Annotated in this window: 13 protein-coding genes; 7 read left to right on the forward strand and 6 right to left on the reverse strand. The window is 47.9% G+C overall.

Features of this window, described 5'->3' with window-relative positions; genetic code table 11:
• The first annotated feature begins 12 nt into the window (after positions 1–12).
• Positions 13–1389: a cytochrome P450 gene (locus QUA07_RS19675; protein ID WP_333328155.1), complete on the forward strand. Its 1377-nt coding sequence runs from the start codon at positions 13–15 to the stop codon at positions 1387–1389.
• On the opposite strand, the gene QUA07_RS19680 is transcribed toward QUA07_RS19675, so the two are convergent.
• The gene (locus QUA07_RS19680) at positions 1376–1543 is read right to left on the reverse strand and encodes a hypothetical protein (protein ID WP_333328158.1); all 168 of its coding nucleotides are present in this window, start codon (positions 1541–1543) and stop codon (positions 1376–1378) included. The two genes, QUA07_RS19675 and QUA07_RS19680, sit on opposite strands and share 14 nt — an antisense overlap.
• A gap of 384 nt (positions 1544–1927) precedes the next feature.
• Positions 1928–2215, reverse strand: coding sequence for a hypothetical protein (locus QUA07_RS19685; RefSeq protein ID WP_333163203.1), 288 nt, complete (start codon positions 2213–2215; stop codon positions 1928–1930).
• A gap of 492 nt (positions 2216–2707) precedes the next feature.
• Between QUA07_RS19685 and QUA07_RS19690 the strand changes: the two genes are divergently transcribed.
• From QUA07_RS19690 to QUA07_RS19700, 3 genes are all read left to right on the forward strand, one after another.
• Positions 2708–2968 (forward strand): MoaD/ThiS family protein, encoded by a 261-nt coding sequence (locus QUA07_RS19690; RefSeq protein WP_015179186.1) that lies wholly within the window; start codon positions 2708–2710, stop codon positions 2966–2968.
• Between the two features lie 498 nt (positions 2969–3466).
• Entirely contained in the window at positions 3467–4765 is a 1299-nt protein-coding gene (thrC, locus tag QUA07_RS19695; RefSeq protein ID WP_333041631.1) for a threonine synthase, read from the forward strand.
• 241 nt (positions 4766–5006) lie between these two features.
• Positions 5007–5282, forward strand: a complete 276-nt coding sequence (locus QUA07_RS19700; protein WP_333054763.1) for a MoaD/ThiS family protein — start codon at positions 5007–5009, stop codon at positions 5280–5282.
• A gap of 353 nt (positions 5283–5635) precedes the next feature.
• On the opposite strand, the gene QUA07_RS19705 is transcribed toward QUA07_RS19700, so the two are convergent.
• The 4 genes from QUA07_RS19705 to QUA07_RS19720 all read right to left on the reverse strand — a co-directional run bounded on the left by QUA07_RS19705 (position 5636) and on the right by QUA07_RS19720 (position 10196).
• The gene (locus QUA07_RS19705) at positions 5636–7519 is read right to left on the reverse strand and encodes a ribonuclease J (protein WP_333328161.1); all 1884 of its coding nucleotides are present in this window, start codon (positions 7517–7519) and stop codon (positions 5636–5638) included.
• Between the two features lie 267 nt (positions 7520–7786).
• Positions 7787–8710, reverse strand: a complete 924-nt coding sequence (gene dapA / locus QUA07_RS19710; RefSeq protein WP_333328164.1) for a 4-hydroxy-tetrahydrodipicolinate synthase — start codon at positions 8708–8710, stop codon at positions 7787–7789.
• Positions 8711–8816: 106 nt separating this feature from the next.
• Positions 8817–9860, reverse strand: a complete 1044-nt coding sequence (locus QUA07_RS19715; protein ID WP_333287125.1) for an aspartate-semialdehyde dehydrogenase — start codon at positions 9858–9860, stop codon at positions 8817–8819.
• Between the two features lie 132 nt (positions 9861–9992).
• A complete protein-coding gene (locus QUA07_RS19720) occupies positions 9993–10196 on the reverse strand; it encodes a hypothetical protein (RefSeq protein ID WP_333328168.1) in 204 nt (67 codons plus the stop codon).
• A 679-nt stretch (positions 10197–10875) separates the two neighbouring features.
• Between QUA07_RS19720 and tig the strand changes: the two genes are divergently transcribed.
• The 3 genes from tig (at position 10876) to clpX (ending at position 14682) form a co-directional block, all read left to right on the forward strand.
• A complete protein-coding gene (gene tig, locus QUA07_RS19725) occupies positions 10876–12291 on the forward strand; it encodes a trigger factor (RefSeq protein ID WP_333328171.1) in 1416 nt (471 codons plus the stop codon).
• Positions 12292–12639: 348 nt separating this feature from the next.
• Positions 12640–13329: an ATP-dependent Clp endopeptidase proteolytic subunit ClpP gene (clpP, locus tag QUA07_RS19730; protein ID WP_333075055.1), complete on the forward strand. Its 690-nt coding sequence runs from the start codon at positions 12640–12642 to the stop codon at positions 13327–13329.
• Between the two features lie 9 nt (positions 13330–13338).
• Positions 13339–14682, forward strand: a complete 1344-nt coding sequence (gene clpX / locus QUA07_RS19735; RefSeq protein WP_333328174.1) for an ATP-dependent protease ATP-binding subunit ClpX — start codon at positions 13339–13341, stop codon at positions 14680–14682.
• The last annotated feature ends 76 nt before the right edge of the window (positions 14683–14758 follow it).

The following is a 14758-nucleotide window of genomic DNA, read 5'->3' on the forward strand; positions in this document are numbered from 1 at the left end:
CCGGTAATTCCTATGACACTACCTAACGGCCCCACAGCTCCACCCTTTGTGCAGCTAATTCAATGGATCGGCGATCCCCTGACATTCATGGATAAATGTGCCAAACAATACGGCGACATTTTCACAGCTCAAGTGAACAACGGGAAACCATTGGTGATGATCCACCACCCGCAAGCTGTCCAGGAGATGCTCAACAGCAACGCGTTTCACGCTCCAGGCCGCCTGAACAGCATCCTAAAACCCTTGATGGGAGAACAATCCATGATTATGCTCTCGGGAGAAAGGCACAAACGCCAGCGCCAATTATTGATGCCACCATTTCACGGGGAACGGATGCGGAATTACGGCCAACTAATTTGCGATATCGCTCAAGATGTTGCCAGCAAATGGTCGGTCGATCGACCTTTTGTTGCCCGCAGCGCGATGCAGGAAGTCACCATGCGGGTAATCCTGCAAGCTGTCTTCGGCATGGATGACGGGCCGCGATTGGAAGAGATCAGGCCCCTACTTGCCTCAGTCCTCGATATGACGAGCTCTCCCTTGCGATCGAGCATACTGTTTTTCGGCTGGATGCAGCAAGATTGGGGCTCTTGGAGTCCTTGGGGACGCATGAAACAGCGGCAGCAGAAAATTGACGCACTCATCGACGCGGAAATTGAAGAACGCAGACTCCAACCAGACGCCAACCGCACCGACATTCTCAGCTTAATGATGGCCGCGCGCGACGAAAACGGCCAACCAATGACCGATGAAGAATTGCGCGACGAGTTGATGACGCTGCTGTTTGCCGGTCACGAAACCACAGCAACGGCCCTAGCTTGGGCGTTTTACTGGATTCACCACTTGCCCTCGGTGCGCCAGAAGTTGCTACAAGAATTGGACAGTTTGGGGGAAAATCCCGACCCGATGGAGATTTTCCGCTTACCTTACCTGAGTGCAGTTTGTCAGGAGACGCTGCGAATTTACCCCGTGGGAATGCTGACGTTTGCGCGAGAAGTGCTCACGCCCGTGGAACTGATGGGACATCAACTCGAACCGGGAACGGTTGTCATCGGGTCGATTTATTTGACCCACAGACGGGAGGATTTGTATCCAGAACCCCTGCAATTTAAACCGGAACGGTTTTTGGAGAGGCAATTCTCGCCTTATGAGTATTTGCCCTTTGGAGGCGGCAGCCGCCGCTGTATCGGCTTGGCGCTGGCGCAGTTGGAGATGAAACTCGTGCTGGCAACAATTTTGCGGGATTTCGACCTAGTATTGGCCGAGAAAAAGCCCGTACAGGCCAAACGCCGAGGGGTGACTTTAGGGCCGGCTGGCGGCGTGCGGATGGCACTGCTGGGGCGGCGGATGTCGCAGCAGAAGCGTGAACCTGTTGCTAGTGGGGTTTAAAGTCGCAGCTTTTGCAGCGGGCGATCGAACTTTCAGCTTTGAGTGCAAACAATTTAGCGAGAATGTGCGATCGTCCGCCAATACCACCATTTTTTGTAGCACCTGCTACAGATAAACAGCTAGAATCCTTAACCTGTAAGCCTCCCCCTCTCAATTTTCAAATTCTCAGTCTAAAATAATAGGAGCCTTGCAAACACAGCCTGAAAGCAAAAGTGGGTGATTGCAATAGTCCTCTTGATATCTCAAAAGCCTCCCTGCCATACTTTAAAAACATATGCATACCCTGTTATTCAGCAAGGTCGGAAGCGTGTTGGCATTGCCCGCAATCTTCCGGCCTCTTTATTTTTTGGGCTACTTCAGGCATTGGGTACAAGATGCAGAAGGCAAGGCAAAAATATAAATTCTCCCCCTGTCCCCATCTGCCCCTCTCCCCAATCTAGAGCTTCTGCCTCTAATTCCAATAGAATCCGACAGCAAGTTTAAGGAATCACTAAGGAATAATTAATAACTTGTTAAATCAGCTCCTTTTGCCCTTCTCTCAATCTTCAGTTTTCAGAAATTCCGATACCGAGACAGACTTCGGGAGACTCTCCAGATCTTGAATTTCGCTTTCGTGGGCAAAAAACTCGACTTCTTTGTCGTCAATCTGGATCTGATAGCTAGCGGTAGCTGTCACAACCCGTCGCTTTTTTTTATCTTCTATTAAAACCCAACACACGACAGGTCTTACCCATCTCTCAACGTGTTGGCTTTGCTTCGTACTCCCAAAGGCATACCAGCCTTTAGCTTCAATAATTTGAAGCACTTTAAAATCGTTACTTGCCATATATTTCTATCGCGTTAACTTCAGTATTCTTCTTAGATAGAACGGCTAGCTTGCTAGGCATGGCAAAGGTTTGACCATCCCCAGCCGCACTTGACAACCTGATTTTTGGTCAGGAAGCGGGTTGGTAGGGCCTTGTCTGCGTTGTTGCCTGCTAAATTTAGTGCGAGCTTTTTGTACTCTCCCACAATTACCGTAAAGTATCTATACAGCATCCTCAAAAATTATTCTCGCATTAGCCTCAACAGCAGCCAACTAGACCTTAGCTAGCTGCATCTAAGTGGATGCTAACTGCTTCTAACGCCTGGTTGGTGAGAGCGATCGGCATACAATCCTGTTAAGACTTTTTGCGGCAATCAACTATCATCTTTACCCGATGGGGTAAAACTTAACTAGAGGTTGCCGCTTTCAATTCTAAGCCTCGGCGCGCCTAATTCCTAATTAATTGTATGGTGTAGTTGATAATTGCCAAACCGTCGATCGCACTCAACAGCCGTGTCTAACTCTTCGATTACCATCACCGTTAAACTGTTCGCCGCCTTCGGTGAAGCCTACGGCGTTTCGGAACTTACATTAGAACTTCCTCCCGAAACCCCAGTGTCTCAAGTGCTCGAAAGCTCGATCGCCCAATATCCTCAATTAGAACAATGGCGCGATCGCACCCGCTTCGGCCTCAACCTGGAATTCGTCTCCCCCGACACCATCCTCCAAGACGGCGACGAAGTTGTACTCATTCCTCCCGTCAGCGGCGGGTAGGTTAAGTTGGTTAATCTGAAATGTTGCACCATTCTCAATAAGCTTTTTAGGAACAGGCAAGATGCCTGTTCCACAAGAAAATTCATCTCTTGTGGAACAGGCATCTTGCCTGTTCTTGAGAATGGTGCAACATCTCTGTTAATCAAAAATTCGAGGTTTTGTAGTTGTGTTCGATCGCACCACTGCCCAATTGCGAGCCCAAAAAAGATTTATTAAGTTTTGTAACAATTTCGTCGGCAAATTATCCTTGAACTCGATCGGGCTCGCGTGCGGGTCTGACAATCTGGAGGTCCAGCCATATCCTTAAAACAAGTCAAATCCTTGTGGAGTGGGCGTCCCGCTCGCCCAAATATCAAAGTTAAATACACCACTGTTTACCTCAAAAGTAACTAAAAAATCAATCCCGACTAAAAAAATCGGGTATGGTTGACGGGGTAAATTGACCGTGTTAATCTTGCACAAGACTAAGAAAACATCGCAAAACTAGAGAGTTGAGCTATGACCCAGGCCACCAGAACACAATCCACAGCAGCAACCTTCACAGCCCTCAAATGTAAAGAATGCGGCGAAGAGTACGAACTCCAAGCCAAGCACGTCTGCGATTGCTGTTTTGGCCCGCTTGAAGTCAAGTACGACTACGACGCCATCCGCCGCACCGTCACTCGCCAAACCATCGAAGCCGGCCCCAACTCGATCTGGCGCTACCGCGCATTTTTACCAGTCGCTACAGATAACGTCATCGATGTCGGCACTGGGATGACTCCTCTATTAAAATCCCACCGCTTGGCGCGCCGCCTCGGTCTAAAAAATCTTTATATTAAAAACGATGCCGTCAATATGCCCACTCTCAGCTTTAAAGACAGAGTGGTGTCAGTCGCCCTCAGCAGAGCGAGAGAATTGGGTTTCACAACGGTATCCTGTGCCAGCACCGGCAATTTAGCTAACTCTACGGCTGCGATCGCCGCCCACGCCGGACTCGACTGCGTAGTGTTCATCCCCTCCGACTTAGAAGCAGGCAAAGTCCTCGGCACTCTGATTTACAATCCAACTGTCATGGCAGTTCACGGCAACTACGACCAAGTTAACCGCCTGTGTTGCGAAGTCGCCAATACACATGGCTGGGGATTTGTCAATATCAACTTGCGTCCCTACTATTCCGAAGGCTCAAAAACCCTTGGTTACGAAGTTGCCGAACAGCTAGGCTGGCAATTGCCGGATCACATCGTCGCTCCCCTCGCCTCCGGCTCTTTGTTCACAAAGATTTACAAAGGCTTTAATGAATTCATCGAAGTCGGTTTAGTGGATGAAAAGAAAGTCAGATTCAGCGGTGCCCAAGCTGACGGCTGTTCCCCCATCGCCCAAGCATTCCGCGAAGGTCGCGATTTCGTCAAACCGGTGAAACCGAATACAATTGCTAAGTCGATCGCAATCGGCAATCCAGCCGACGGTATGTACGCCTTGGAAATCGCCCGCAAAACCAACGGCAACATTGAATCCGTCAGCGACACCGAAATCATCGAAGGCATGAAACTGCTAGCAGAAACCGAAGGCATCTTCACAGAAACTGCCGGTGGCACGACAATCGCAGTCTTGAAGAAACTTGTAGAAGCAGGTAAAATCAATCCCGATGAAACCACAGTCGCTTACATCACCGGTAACGGTTTGAAAACGCAAGAAGCAGTTCAAGGCTACATCGGCGAACCCATCACCCTCGAACCGAAACTAGAAGCGTTCGAACGCGCCCTAGAACGCGCCCGCACCCTCGAACGCTTAGAATGGCAACAAGTTTCGGTTTAATAAATAGTCATTAGTCATCAGTCATTAGTCATTAGTTATTAGTTATTAAGCTGTTGACTACTGACTGAGGACTAATGATTAATAGTCAGCAGTCATTAGTCATTAGTTATTAGTTATTAAGCTGCTGACTACTGACTAAGGACTACTGACTACTGACTAAGGACTACTGACTACTGACTAAGGACTACTGACTACTGACTACTGACTACTGACTACTGACTACTGACTAAGGACTAAAAAAATGACCGTCAAAGTTTTAATTCCCACTCCCCTGCAAAAATTTACCAACAATCAAGCCACCATCGAATGCGCCGGCGATAACATTTCCGAACTAATTGAATCGCTGGAAACAAATTGTCCCGGCATCAAAAAAAGCCTGTGCGACGAAAAGGGAGAACCCCGCCGATTTCTCAACTTCTACGTCAACAGCGAAGACATCCGCTTTTTGGATGGCTCAAACACAGCCCTCCAAGATGGCGATGAAGTTAGCATTGTTCCAGCAGTTGCTGGTGGCTGATTTTGCAACCGCAGATGGTGGCAGATAAACACAGATGAACGCAGATAGAATTAACTACTATCTGCGTTCATTTGCGTTTATCTGCGGTTAAAAACTATTCCCTCACTTAGGAATGAGAATTAAATAACTTCCACAAGTTTGTGGGATGGGCGTCCCGCCCGTCTTTTTTGGACGGGCGGGACGCCCATCCCACAATAACAATTAAAATTGTAAGTTATTTAATTCGCAATCCTAAGTGAGGAAATCATATTTATGAAATCAAATCTAGGCTTGTAGTTGCGCTTGGGCATCCAAGCGCAACTACAAACCTAAAACTCCTTTCTTGGTTCGCAGTGCGTCCGAGAATTATCGCCCTAAGAAGCTGCCCTTGCAGCAGTCCGGGGACGGCGCCGGCCCGTCACCTGATTGGCAGGAGATGGCAAGGAGGGGGATGATGGCGATGATTGCGATGCCGATGATGGCGAGGATAATAGCTTAGGTGCTTCCAGGGAACCGGGAGATACTGCTACCTTTTCCGATCGCACTGCTTCTTCAGGAATTTGCATCAGGAATACCAGCAGCGGATTGCTTTGCAGTTCCCGGCGCATTACCCGCTGAATTGCTTTTTCTATTTGGGTTTGCACTCCTACCCAGTCAATGTCAACTTGTGAGTCAGCAGTGGCGGGTTTGACAAATTCTGACCAGCGATCGCTCAAAACTGTTTCAATGGTTTGAGTGATTAATTTGATCACCTCCGCGCGATCGGCTGATGTCACTACACCTTTCAAGTGGACTTCTGGTTTAGCAACTAATTTGCCTTCCCAATTCAAAGCCGCCGCTACAGTTACAACGCCATCTCCGGCCAACTGCTGACGTTCCTTGAGGACGCTAGCTTTGACAACGCCCGATCGAGAAGCATCTACCAATTCAATTCCTGAAGGCACTTGACCAGCGACTCGCATTGAATTTTCAGTTAATTCTACGACATCGCCGTTATCAATAACCACCATATTGCTAGCGGGAATGCCCATGCTTTGAGCCGTCTTGGAGTGCTGGATCAGCATCCGGTGTTCCCCGTGTACTGGCAAGAAGAACTTGGGACGAGTCATGTTAATCATTAACTTTTGGTCTTCTTGACAACCGTGACCCGAAACGTGAATGCCTTTGTCGCGGCCGTAAACCACGTGTGCTCCCAGCATCATCAGTTTATCGATCGTGTTTACCACTGCGATCGTATTTCCGGGAATCGGATTAGCTGAGAAAATGACAGTATCGCCCTTTCTGATTTTCAGTTCGTGATGTTCGCCGTTAGCAATGCGAGTCATCGCCGCCATCGGTTCGCCTTGGGAACCGGTAGTTAAAATCAGTACCTTGTCTTCAGCCAAATTGCGGATTTCTTTCAGCGGTTTGAAAATACTATCTTCGCATTTGATGTAGCCGAGATTGCGGCAGTGAGCGATGACGTTAAGCATCGACCGGCCAACCACTCCGACATACCGATTGTTTTTCTTAGCCAAGTCCAAAACAATTTGCAATCGGTGTACCGACGAAGCAAAAGTCGTCAGCATCACTCGTCCCGGTGCTTGAGCGATAATTCTGTCTAAATTCGGCGCCACAGAACTTTCCGAGGCGGTAAAACCGGGAACTTCCGAGTTAGTAGAATCGCTGATCAAGCACAGGACGCCTTTCTCGCCGTACTCGGCCAGCTTTTGCAAATCAAAATGCTCGCCGTCTACAGGAGTGTGGTCAATTTTAAAGTCTCCGGTGTGGATCACAATTCCCACAGGAGTGTGAATTGCCACAGTAAAACTGTCGGCCATCGAGTGAGTGTTGCGGATGTATTCGACTAAGAAATTCTTGCCAATTCTGACAGTATCCCTGGGTCGAACCGTTCTCAATTCAGTGCGGTGAGACACTCCCGCTTCTTCGAGTTTTCCGGCTAGCAAAGCCATCGCCAAACGGGGGCCGTAGATGACCGGAATTTCAAATTGTTTGAGGTGGTAAGGAATACCGCCTATGTGGTCTTCGTGACCGTGAGTCACGATCATACCTTTAATTTTGTGGCTGTTTTCCCGCAGGTAAGTCATGTCGGGAAGGACAATATTTACCCCGTGCATTCCATCTGTCGGGAACGCTAAACCGGCATCTAAAAGAATGATTTCGTCGCCGTACTCGAACACACAAGTGTTTTTACCGATTTCGTGCAGCCCGCCGAGGGGAATAACTTTTAGAGCAGATGCAGTTGTATTTTTGATCATGCGTATCCTTTGTTAGTTATTTTTGTTATTGGTCTGTGGTCTGTGGTCTGTGGTCTTTCGTCTTTCGTCTACTGTTCGTTGGTAGGGCGATATTTTTCCAAATATTTATGGAAAAATCCCTGGCGGGTTTTACTATCCCGTACAGTCAGTTGTCTTGGGTCTTCATTCTTCTATCTTCAGTCTTTAATCCTTGACTGTTAGCTAGTTACTAACACTTAATTACTAATGACTGATGACTCAGAACTAATGACTGATAACAACCAATATTCAGTTGTCTGAAAACTCGTTCTCGCTCGTCTTGCTAGCTGATAATGCGGCTAGCTGATTCAGTACGTCCTTTAACTTTTGAGTTACCTCAACGGGCGGATCGCACAGGGGCGGACGGGTGGAGCCTACATCCCAGCCTTGAAGTTTGAGAGCTGTCTTGACGGGAATGGGATTTGTGGTGAGAAAAAGAGCTTTAAACAGGTCAAAAAGTTGCAAGTGAATCTGGGTAGCGACTTGAACTTGACCGGCCTCGAAAGCTTTGATCATCTGTTGCAGTTGCTCTCCTACCAGATGGCTGGCTACGCTAACTACACCAGATCCTCCTACCGCCAGCATTGGCAAAGTTAGGGAATCATCTCCAGAATAGATGGCAAATTCAGGGGATGTCAAGCACCGAATTTGACTTGCTTGATCCAAGTTGCCACTTGCTTCTTTTACGGCCACAATGTTGGGGATTTCTGCCAATCGAGCCACCGTCTCCGGCAACATATTCTGACCAGTGCGACCGGGGATGTTATATAACATTATAGGCAATTCGGGAGCAGATTGCGCGATCGCCCGAAAATGATTATATAAACCTTCTTGCGGGGGTTTGTTGTAATAAGGAACCACCTGCAAACAACCATCTAACCCTAGTTTAGCTGCTTTTTTCGTAGCTGCGACTGCTTCTGAAGTAGAATTAGAGCCGGCTCCTGCGATTACCAACGCCTTACCGGCCACCGCCTTTTGTACCACCTGAAATAATTCGTACTCTTCATCCCAGGTCATAGTGGGAGACTCGCCAGTAGTGCCGCACACTACCAAGCTATCTGTACCGCGATCGGCTAAATGAACTGCCAATTGTTCTGCTACCGCATAGTTAACGCTGCCGTCTTCCTTAAACGGCGTAATCATTGCAGTCAGAACCCGTCCAAACTTTACCACACTTTCTCCGATTTTAGACTGTTGATTTTTGATTTTAAATTTTTGATTTCAGATGAAAGGTTTATCTAAAATCCCCAATTTCAATTTCCAAATTGCCAGGGTTTCCCTAATTAGAAGCCGCCGCCACTTGGGTTCGCAACAAATTTTTTTCTACCAGCAACTCAGCTATCTGCACCGCATTTAAAGCCGCCCCTTTGCGAATTTGATCGCCCGACAGCCACATCTCCAACCCGCAGGGGTGAGAAATATCTTGGCGAATCCTGCCAACTAACACCTCATCCTTACCGCTGGCTTCTGCGGGCATCGGGAAATAATTAGCTTGCCAGTCTTCTACCAGCTTAACCCCGCTTGCCTGCTTTAAGATTTCCCTGGCCTCGCTCGCGCTAAACGGCTCTGCAAACTCTAGATTAATCGCTTCCGAATGAGCCCGCAGTACGGGAACCCGCACACAAGTTGCCGTAATTTTAATCTCGTCCGTACCAAATATCTTCCGAGTTTCGTTTACCATTTTCATCTCTTCTTCACAATACCCCAAATCGTTAATCGGGGTGTTGTGCGGAAACAAATTAAATGCTAAGGGGTAGGGAAATATATCTGTTTTGGGCGTTTCCCCCTGCAAAATTGCTCTTGCTTGAGCTTTCATTTCCTCCATTGCCCTTGCCCCCGCCCCGCTGGCAGACTGGTAAGTCGCTACAACGATGCGCTGTATCGGCCTAACTTTGTGAAGTGGCCAAACAGCAACTGCCATCAAAATAGTCGTGCAGTTGGGATTAGCAATTATACCTCGGTGAGCTGCTGCTGCTTGGGGATTGACTTCGGGAACCACTAGCGGTACCGTCGCATCCATGCGGAAAGCGCTAGAATTGTCAATTACCACTGCTCCGGCTGCTACCGCTTGCGGAGCCCATAATTTAGAAGTAGAGCCGCCGGCAGAGGCGAGCACCAGATCTACATTATCAAACGATCGCGCCGAAACTGCTTCGACCGGCAGCATCTCGCCGCCAAAAGGCAAAGTTGTGCCTGCTGAACGCTCCGAAGCCAGCAGCTTCAAGTTAGAAATTGGAAAACTCCGGCTGTGCAATAGTTCTAGCAACTCGGCACCGACTGCGCCGGTAGCTCCTAAAATGGCAACTCGATAGGATTGAGACAAATTAGTTTCCTCCACAAATTAAAGTCTAAACGATCGAAATCAAAAATTTAAATAACTGCAATTCTCAATATCAAACTTAATTAATGTTATGCGACATCAGGAGCATGAGAGGATGGCAATGGTGCAGTTAACCTAAAAGGGCGATCGAACTTCCCGATTGATCCGGGCGATCGTACCCAATGCCAGTTTAGCATCTTTTGCCGCTCGCCCACGCCCAATCCGCATCCGGTTAAGTTTTGCGATATATCTGCATTTTCGCAGGCGCATCCATTGACTTTGACTGGCCGCAGAGGCCGGCAAGATTGACATCACAGGGCGATATGTGCTATGGTGCATCGGCAATTAGTGGACTTAACCTCCACATTCCTAGCAGCAAAAGCTAGTATCCTCAAACCAAAACTATTTGGCAAGAGCCAAAAAAGTAGCCGGCAATGACTTACAGTCTCATCCGGTAAAGGTGTTGTAGTTGTCCCATTACGAGTCAAAGCGTAACAAAATTAAAATGCAGGCAAAGTCAGATTTGTATGTATTTTATCAAGGAAATTGGGTCTAAAACCCTGTCCTTCTAGGACGGCTTTAATTTCTTAAATCCCTTCCTAAAAGTCAGGAAATTTCTAGTATACTACAGTAGTCAAGGTTAAACTCCTGCGCCATAGTGCATAAAAACAGTTAACGACACACTTTAGCGCGTAAACCGGGGGACAAAGAGCGGCGAAAACTCTATAAACAGCTAGGGGCTTAACACAGTTCCTTTAACCAGAGAAACAAACTATTTAGTCTTGTTAAGTAGGGTAGGGCATACCCGAACTCTAGGTAAATATCCTAGTACGCTTTTGGAGATAGACCCTCTGGGATGACTGCGAATCAGGCTCGTTAATTGGTAGGATTTCTACGGTTAAAAAGTTTGAGGATTGCCGCAAGGACGCAACATTTTAAGGTCAGTCGCTGAATTAAGAATCCCTGTCCTTTAGGTCAGGGAGTGTCAATACACTATTGTTAAATATCAAAAAAGCCGATGAAAGTAACCCAGGAAAAACTTCCAGCTAGCCAAATTGGTCTGGAAATCGAAGTACCGTCAGAAAAGTCAAAACAAGCTTACGAGCAAGTAATTAAACAATTTGCTCGCGAGGTTAATATTCCTGGGTTCCGCAAAGGCAAAGTTCCCCGTCAAGTTTTGCTACAGCGCCTAGGCCAGACTCGCTTGAAGGCGACGGCTTTGGAAAATTTGATTAATGATTCCCTGCAAAAAGCCCTCGAACAAGAAAAAATTGCCGCAATTGGCAGTTTTGAACTTCGCACCGAGTTTGAAGAATTACTAGAGAAGTTCGATCCAGAACAGCCTCTGATTTTTTCGGCGAAGGTTGATGTACAACCAGAAGTGAAAATGGGTCAGTACACTGGTTTGCAGCTTCAAGCAGAAGAAGCTAAGTATGATGAGGCTCAGGTAGATGAGGTATTGGCAAAATATCGCTCGGACAAAGCTACTTTAATCCCCGTAGAAGGCCGGCCGGCTCAGTTGGGAGACGTGGCTTTGGTTGATTTCTCCGGTAAATTTGCGGAAGCAGCCGAAGGCGAAACTCCCGCAGAAATTCCTGGTGGCGAAGCAGAAGACTTCCAAGTAGAATTATCGGAAAATCAGTTTGTACCGGGCTTTATCCAAGGCATGATCGGGATGAATCCGGGAGAAACTAGAGAAGTTTCCGTGCAGTTCCCAGATGAGTATAGCAGTGAAGAATTAGCCGGAAAACCCGCAGTCTTTACGATTACCCTCAAAGAACTTAAGGAAAAAGAATTGCCGGAGTTGGACGACGACTTCGCCCAAGAAGTCAGTGAGTTTGAAACTTTAGCAGAACTGCGCGAATCGCTCGAAACTCGGTTTAAAGCAGACCAAGAAAACAAGACATCAGCTAATAAGGAAAAAGCTATATCAGCAGCCCTCGTGCAGCTAATAGACGTGGAAATTCCCGAAACAATGGTCGATCGCGAAATCGATTATTTGTTGAATCAACAAGCCGTCCAATTGAAAAATTACGGCATAGATATCAACCAACTGTTTACCGAAGAAAATATGGGCCCGATGCGGGAACGCTCGCGCCCGGAAGCAATCGAGCGCCTCAAGCAGAATTTAGCTCTGGCAGAAGTAGCCAAGCTGGAATCCTTATCTGTTGAACCAGCAGAAGTAGCAGCCGAAGTAGCAAAAATCAGAAAGCAGTTTCCCAAAGGAGATTTTGACCCCCAAAGGTTGCAGGAATTTGTAGCCGAAGACTTGCTCAAACAAAAAACCCTGAAATGGTTGGAAGAAAAAGGAACAATCGAACTCGTACCTGAAGGCTCTCTGACTCCCGCAGCAGAAGAATCAGAAGAATCGGACGCTGAAGATTCAGCAGAAGCAGCCACGAGCGTTGAAGTGGAAGTCGTAGGCGAAGAATAGAACTTAATTTGTTCAAATGTCCTAATTGGGGGCATGAAATCAACCGCGATTTTAACGGCGCACCCGATCCTTAACTACAAGCTCCGGGTGCGCCCGATCCTTACTAAAACCTCGGGGCGTCCACTAGAAGCAGCTATGATTGACAAGTGAGTGTTTTAACTCATTCACCCCGCGAACCTTGCGATTCACGCCCGCGTTGCGCCGAACACAGAAAGCAATCTCACAGACTCAAAACTCCGCATTCCCCCGATATCTGTTCAGAAGAGGCATAATAGTTAAAAGCTGGCGGCTTAATTTAAAGCTTTCATCAGCAGCAGCAAATTGTCTAGAATCCTTGACTGGTGTCTTATGGTTGTATCTCAATCTTCCAATTACCTAATTACAAGCTATAACGATTTTGATGTCAGTTCCAGCCCCAGCAATGTAGTGCCGATGGTACTAGAACAGTCGGGGATGGGCGAGCGGGCTTTTGACATTTACTCGCGCTTGCTGCGGGAGCGAATTGTGTTTTTAGGAACTCCCGTAACCGACGAAGTTGCTGACTCGATAGTGGCTCAGCTATTGTATCTAGATGCCGAAGACCCAGAAAAAGATGTCCAAATGTACATTAATTCCCCCGGCGGCTCGGTGACGGCCGGCATGGCAATTTATGACACAATGCAACAAATCCGCCCGGATGTGGTGACGATTTGTTACGGTTTGGCAGCGAGTATGGGCGCATTTCTGCTGACAGCAGGAGCCCACGGTAAGCGGATGTCTCTTCCGAGTTCCCGGATTATGATTCACCAGCCGCTTGGAGGCGCTCAAGGTCAAGCAGTTGATATTGAGATTCAAGCCAAAGAAATCCTTTATCATAAGCGTAAGCTGAATCAACTGCTAGCGCACCACACAGGTCAACCGATCGACAAATTAGAGGCTGATACAGAGCGCGACTTTTTTATGTCAGCCGAGGAAGCCAAAAATTACGGTTTGGTCGATCGAGTTATCGCTAAAGAAAACCTTCCGGCGGCGGGAGAGAATGTCACTGCACTGAATTAAGAGGCTGTTATGTCTAAGTACGACTCCCATCTAAAATGTTCGTTTTGTGGCAAGTCTCAAGAGCAAGTACGCAAGTTGATCGCAGGGCCCGGGGTGTATATCTGCGACGAATGCGTAGACTTGTGCAATGAAATTTTAGATGAGGAGTTGTTTGATTCGAGTGCAGTGCCTGCTGCGGCGGTGGCACCGAAGCAGGAAACGACGCCAAAGCGCCGCGCTTCCTCGGGCAAAAGTATGTCGATGAGCCAAATTCCCAAGCCCAGGGAAATTAAAAATTACCTCGACGAAAATGCGATCGGGCAAGATGAGGCGAAAAAGGTGCTCTCGGTGGCTGTTTACAACCACTACAAGCGCCTCAGCTTTATCCATGCCAAAAATAGCGGCAAGCACCCACCGGAAGAAGTAGAACTACAAAAATCGAATATTTTGTTAATCGGGCCGACGGGCTGCGGAAAAACGCTGCTGGCTCAGACGTTGGCGGATATGCTAGACGTGCCGTTTGCGGTGGCTGACGCGACGACGCTGACGGAAGCGGGCTATGTCGGGGAAGATGTGGAAAATATTTTGCTGCGGCTGCTGCAAGTGGCAGATATGGACGTGGAAGAGGCGCAGCGCGGAATTATTTATATTGATGAAATTGACAAAATAGCCCGCAAGAGCGAAAATCCTTCGATTACGCGGGATGTGTCGGGTGAAGGCGTGCAGCAGGCGCTGCTGAAAATGCTTGAGGGGACGATCGCGAATGTACCTCCCCAAGGTGGCCGCAAGCATCCCTACCAAGACTGCATCCAAATTGATACTAGCAATATCATGTTTATCTGCGGTGGTGCTTTTGTCGGTCTGGAAAAAGTCATAGAGCAGAGAACTGGCAAAAAGTCAATGGGTTTTATTCAGCCCGGAGAAGCTCAACCGAAGGAAAAGCGGGCTGCTGATGTACTCAAGCAACTGGAACCGGATGATTTGGTGAAGTTTGGGATGATTCCTGAGTTTATTGGGCGGGTGCCGGTGGCGGCGGTGTTGGAACCGCTGGATGAGGAAACGCTGATGGCGATTTTGACGGAACCGCGCAATGCTTTGGTTAAGCAGTATCAAAAGCTGCTGAAGATGGATAATGTGCAGTTGGACTTTAAGCCAGAGGCGATTCGGGCGATCGCCCAGGAAGCATACCGCCGCAAAACTGGAGCACGGGCGCTGCGGGGAATTGTCGAAGAATTGATGTTGGATGTGATGTACGAGTTGCCGTCGCGCAAGGATGTTGCCCGATGTACGATTACGAAGGAAATGGTCGAGAAGCGATCGACCGCCGAGTTGTTGGTACTTCCGTCTTCCCTGCCCAAGCCAGAGTCAGCTTAAAAGTAGATATTCACAATCACTAGGTGACTTTAATTAAACATAAAACTTTTAGGGTATTAAGAAACCTGGAAGGGCG

The organism is Microcoleus sp. T3_A4, from assembly GCF_036700465.1.
Classification (GTDB): Bacteria; Cyanobacteriota; Cyanobacteriia; order Cyanobacteriales; family Microcoleaceae; genus Microcoleus.